Origin of the sequence: Mycobacterium sp. (assembly GCF_036488105.1) — a bacterium.
Taxonomy (GTDB): domain Bacteria; phylum Actinomycetota; class Actinomycetes; order Mycobacteriales; family Mycobacteriaceae; genus Mycobacterium.
This window is the reverse complement of sequence record NZ_DASXHW010000072.1, coordinates 1-4,433: the sequence shown is the minus strand read 5'-3', so window position 1 is coordinate 4,433 and position 4,433 is coordinate 1. Positions and strand designations below refer to the sequence as shown.

Genomic DNA, 4,433 nt, shown 5'->3' with positions numbered 1-4,433 from the left:
ATGTGGTTCATGCGGGTGTTCCGCGCCGACGAGTGGCTGCTCTACGACCAGTCCTCGCCGTCGGCGTGCGGTGGCCGGGCGCTGTGCCAGGGCAAGATCTTCAATCAGTACGGCGAGATGGTCGCTGCCGTCATGCAGGAGGGTCTGACTCGCTTCCCGAGTAACCACCCGCCGTCCGGCCAGTGAGTGGCCCGCGGGTCGGCGTTCTCGCGCTGCAGGGCGACGTCCGCGAGCACCTGGCGGCGTTGCACGACGCGGGAGCTTCTGCGGTTCCGGTGCGGCGCTCTGGTGAGTTGGACACCGTTGACGGGTTGGTGATTCCCGGTGGCGAGTCGACCACGATGAGCCATCTGCTGCGTGAACTCGACCTGCTGGAGCCGCTGCGCGCCCGGCTGGCCGACGGGTTGCCGGCCTACGGCGCATGCGCGGGCATGATTCTGCTGGCCAGCGAGATCCTCGATGCGGGAACTCCCGGCCGCGAGGCGCTGCCGTTGTCTGCCATCGATATCACCGTGCGGCGTAACGCGTTTGGCCGCCAGGTCGATTCGTTCGAAGGCGACGTGGCGTTCGACGGACTCGACGACCCGGTGCACGCGGTCTTCATTCGCGCCCCGTGGGTGGAGCGGGTCGGTGCGGACGTGCGGGTGCTGGCCCGAGCCGCGGATCACCCGGTTGCGGTGCGGCAGGGCGCGATGCTGGCCACGGCGTTCCACCCCGAGGTGACGACGGACAGGCGAGTGCATCGGTTGTTCGTCGACATCATCAACGGTCGACGTTGACACCGGGGGCCGGCAGCGCCCACCGGATGCCGCCGACCAGAACCCGGCCGACGCTGCGCACGACGGTGAGTTCGACGGGCGGGAAGTAGGGCAGCAGCAGCAGCGGTACGCGGGCCCACAACGGCAACATCGAGACCGCGGTAGCGGCCAGCACGCCATAGGGCGCCCGCGCCGCCAACGACAGCGGCGGGGTCAACAACAGGAAACGGGCCGCATCGCGTGCCGCAGGTGTGCTGCGCAACTCCGGCCGGAATGCGTTGAGTCGTTGCGCCAGTGCACCTTCCGAGCGCGGCGGGTCCACTACCCCGAGCCTGGCCGCGATCTCGGCCATGTCCGCGACGTATGCGTCGCGGCCCGACTGGTCCAGCGGGGTGACGCCGTAAAGCTGGTACGCCCGCAGAAAGCTGTCGGCCTCGGCGATATGCACCCATTCCAGCAAGTGCGGATCGGTGGCCGTATAAGGCCGGCCGCCGGCGGCGACCCCGTGCACCCGGCGATGAATTCCCCGCACGCGATCGACGGCGCGCTGGGCGTCGACCGCCGAACCGAACGTCGTCTCGGCCAAGAAAGTGCTGGTGCGCTGCAGTCGACCCCACGGGTCGTCGCGATAGTTGGAGTGCTCGGCGATACCGGCCATGGCCAGCGGATGCAGCGACTGCAGGAGCAAAGCCCGTAATCCGCCGACGAACATCGAGGCGTCGGCGTGTACCCGGCGGATCGGGCGGTCTTCGGCGAACCACCGAGGCCCCGGTGTGTGATGGATGCGCGTACGCGCCGCCGGACCGTCGGGACCGGCGATCATTTCGAACAGACTGCTGCCCAATGCGTCACGTACCGCTTTCAACGGGCTCTGTGCCGTCACCGGTCCTACGGTAGCCGCCTGGTTCGCTGCGTCGCAGCCGTCACTCGCGCCACCTGGGGAGCGCCGGGCGCCTTTGTGCCCACCTCCGAGCGAATTCCGTGGCGCGGTCCAGGTGTTTTCGTACGAGGCGGGCAGAACGGCATACCGCCGACTTGCTGTGACGTCGTGATCGGAACGCCCACGTAGACTCGGCAGGCGAATTGAGAGCGACAGAAGAGGTAGTAGCTGATGAGCGGCCATTCCAAGTGGGCCACCACCAAGCATCAAAAGGCCGTCAAGGACGCGCGCCGTGGCAAGGAATTCGCGCGCCTGATCAAGAACATCGAGGTCGCCGCGCGGACCGGTGGCGGTGACCCCGCGGGCAACCCGACGCTGTATGACGCCATTCAGAAAGCCAAGAAGACGTCGGTGCCCAACGACAACATCGAACGGGCCCGCAAGCGCGGGGCCGGCGAAGAAGCCGGCGGCGCCGACTGGCAAACCATCACCTACGAGGGCTACGCGCCCAACGGGGTGGCCGTGCTGATCGAATGCCTGACCGACAACCGCAACCGCGCCGCAAGTGAGGTGCGGATCGCGATGACGCGCAACGGTGGCGCCATGGCCGACCCCGGCTCGGTGTCCTACCTGTTCAGCCGCAAAGGTGTGGTGACGCTGGAGAAGAACGGTCTGAGCGAGGACGACGTGCTGGCCGCTGTCCTGGAGGCCGGGGCTGAGGACGTCAGCGACTTGGGTGAGAGTTTCGAAGTCGTCTCCGAGCCCACCGATCTGGTGGCCGTGCGGACCGCGCTGCAGGACGCCGGCATCGAATACGACTCCGCCGAGGCCAGCTTCCAGCCGTCGGTGAGCGTGCCCGTCGACGTCGACGGCGCCCGCAAAGTGTTCAAATTGGTTGACGCGCTGGAGGACAGCGACGACGTGCAGAACGTCTGGACCAATGTCGACCTGTCCGAGGAGGTATTGGCTGCGCTCGACGAGGAGTGAGGCTCCGCCGGGTTGCGCCGAGATTGACGTCAGTGAGACAGCGTCTCGTACTTTCCCGCGCTGCCGTCGATCTCGGCGAGGGTGTGGACGGGCGTCGGCGCGTTATCCGCGACGGCGCGCACCATTTCGTCCATGGGAGAGGTCTTCCGCGGCAGTGAGGCGCTACGCGACGGGATGCTGACCGAGCATCAATTGCGCCGGTGGTATCGCCCGATCTTCCGTGACATATACGTGCCCAAGCACTATCAGCCGTCCCTGAGGGATCACACCGTCGGGGCCTGGCTTTGGTCTCGCCAGCGGGCGATTGTCGCCGGCGTGGCGGCTGCCGCACTGCACGGCGCAGCGTGGGTCGACGCGGACACGCCGATCGAGCTCATCGCGGAGAACGCCCGCTCTCAGCGCGGTTTGCTCGTGCGCGACGAGACACTTGATGCCGACGAGGTGACCCGGATCTCTTGTCTGCCAGTCACGACGGTAGCCCGCACCGCGTTCGACCTGGGCCGCCACCTACCGCGGGGGACGGCGGTGGCGCGACTGGACGCGTTGATGGCGGCGACGGCATTTTCCATTGACGACGTGAAAGCGCTTGCGCAGCGGCACAAAGGAGCGCGTGGTTTGCGAAAGATACGCGCGGTGCTGGGTCTTGTTGACGGAGGCGCCATGTCGCCCAGGGAAACCTGGCTGCGGCTGTTGCTGCTTGACGCCGGCTTGCCGAAACCCACCTCACAACTACCCCTGCTTCGCGGCCGGCAGTTGGTCGCTGTGTTCGATCTGGGCTGGGAGGAGTACAAGGTCGCCGCCGAATACGACGGCGACTATCACCGCAGTGACCGTCGGCGGTTCGTCAAGGACATCGACAAACTCGGTATCGCTGACGACCATGGCTGGATCGTCATCCGAGTAGTGTCCGAACATCGTCCTGGCGTCATCGTCGGTCGGGCATACCGCGCCTTGACCCGACGTGGGTGGCGCCCAGATCGACACCAGCGCGCATCGCTCTCCCACTTTCTCGCGCTGCCGTCGATCTCGGCTTAGCGAGCTGGGTTGACTAGTCGTAGCCGTGGCGCATGTCTTCGACCACGCGCGGGTGTTGCAGCGTTGACGGCTCCAGCGGGCGAGGCTGGACGTCCGGAGCGAACACTGTCGCGGCGTCGAGTACCGACGGGTTCAGAAAGCGCAGCGGCGGCGCGTTGCGCGGCAGAGCGGGTTGCGGCGCCTGGTCGCCCCTTCGCGCCAGCGCAAAGCCCCAGTCGCCGAATGTCGGCACAAATACGTGGTACGGCGTGACCGCGTAACCCGCTGCGGTGATGGTGGAAATCGTGCGCCAGAACGCAGTCGGGGTCGAGTACGGGCTGCCCCCCTGCACCACCATCAGCCCACCTGGAGCCAGCGCGCGGGACACCAGCGCGTAGAACTCGATCGAATACAGCCGACCCAGCACCGGAGTGTCCGGATCGGGGAGATCCACGATGATCGCGTCGAACGACGGTGACTTCGTATCGCGTAACCATTTCATCGCATCGCCGGCCACGACATGCACCCGCGGGTTGTCCAGCGACCCACCGTTGGCGTAACGCATTGTGCTGCGTGCTAATTCGATGACCGCGGGGTCGAGCTCGACTTGCACGATCTTGTCGACGCCCGGGGTGCGTAGCAGCTCACGTGCCGCCAGTCCGTCGCCGCCACCCAGTACGAGCACCGAGTGTGCACCGGCACCGAGCGCGGGATAGACGAGGCTCTCGGTGTAGCGGTACTCGTCGCGGGTGGAGAACTGCAGACCGCCGTCCAGATACAGCCGCATGTCGTTC

General features: G+C 66.8%; 4 protein-coding genes and 2 pseudogenes. 4 read left to right on the top strand and 2 right to left on the bottom strand.

The window, feature by feature from the left end; all coding sequences use genetic code 11:
- Positions 1–186: pseudogene (locus tag VGH54_RS03940) on the top strand (acyl-CoA thioesterase II); the annotation flags it as partial.
- On the top strand, positions 183–779 hold the full coding sequence (gene pdxT / locus VGH54_RS03935) for a pyridoxal 5'-phosphate synthase glutaminase subunit PdxT (RefSeq protein ID WP_331510632.1): 597 nt from the start codon (positions 183–185) through the stop codon (positions 777–779). The pseudogene VGH54_RS03940 and the gene pdxT, both read left to right, overlap by 4 nt.
- On the opposite strand, the gene VGH54_RS03930 is transcribed toward pdxT, so the two are convergent.
- Positions 763–1,581, bottom strand: a complete 819-nt coding sequence (locus tag VGH54_RS03930; RefSeq protein WP_331510633.1) for an oxygenase MpaB family protein — start codon at positions 1,579–1,581, stop codon at positions 763–765. The genes pdxT and VGH54_RS03930 overlap by 17 nt on opposite strands.
- A 288-nt stretch (positions 1,582–1,869) precedes the next feature.
- On the opposite strand from VGH54_RS03930, the gene VGH54_RS03925 reads away from it, so the two are divergent.
- Together VGH54_RS03925 and VGH54_RS03920 are read left to right on the top strand one after the other, a co-directional pair.
- Positions 1,870–2,625 (top strand): YebC/PmpR family DNA-binding transcriptional regulator, encoded by a 756-nt coding sequence (locus VGH54_RS03925; protein WP_331510631.1) that lies wholly within the window; start codon positions 1,870–1,872, stop codon positions 2,623–2,625.
- A gap of 132 nt (positions 2,626–2,757) precedes the next feature.
- Positions 2,758–3,660: a hypothetical protein gene (locus tag VGH54_RS03920; protein ID WP_331510630.1), complete on the top strand. Its 903-nt coding sequence runs from the start codon at positions 2,758–2,760 to the stop codon at positions 3,658–3,660.
- Between the two features lie 13 nt (positions 3,661–3,673).
- Here the strand turns inward: VGH54_RS03920 and VGH54_RS03915 are convergent.
- Positions 3,674–4,433, bottom strand: a pseudogene (locus VGH54_RS03915) (spermidine synthase); the annotation flags it as partial.

Coding starts and splice junctions, on each gene's coding strand:
- VGH54_RS03930 (WP_331510633.1), bottom strand. CDS start 1,581: ATGATCGCCGGTCCCGACGGTCCGGCGGCGCGTACGCGCATCCATCAC.
- VGH54_RS03925 (WP_331510631.1), top strand. CDS start 1,870: ATGAGCGGCCATTCCAAGTGGGCCACCACCAAGCATCAAAAGGCCGTC.
- VGH54_RS03920 (WP_331510630.1), top strand. CDS start 2,758: ATGGGAGAGGTCTTCCGCGGCAGTGAGGCGCTACGCGACGGGATGCTG.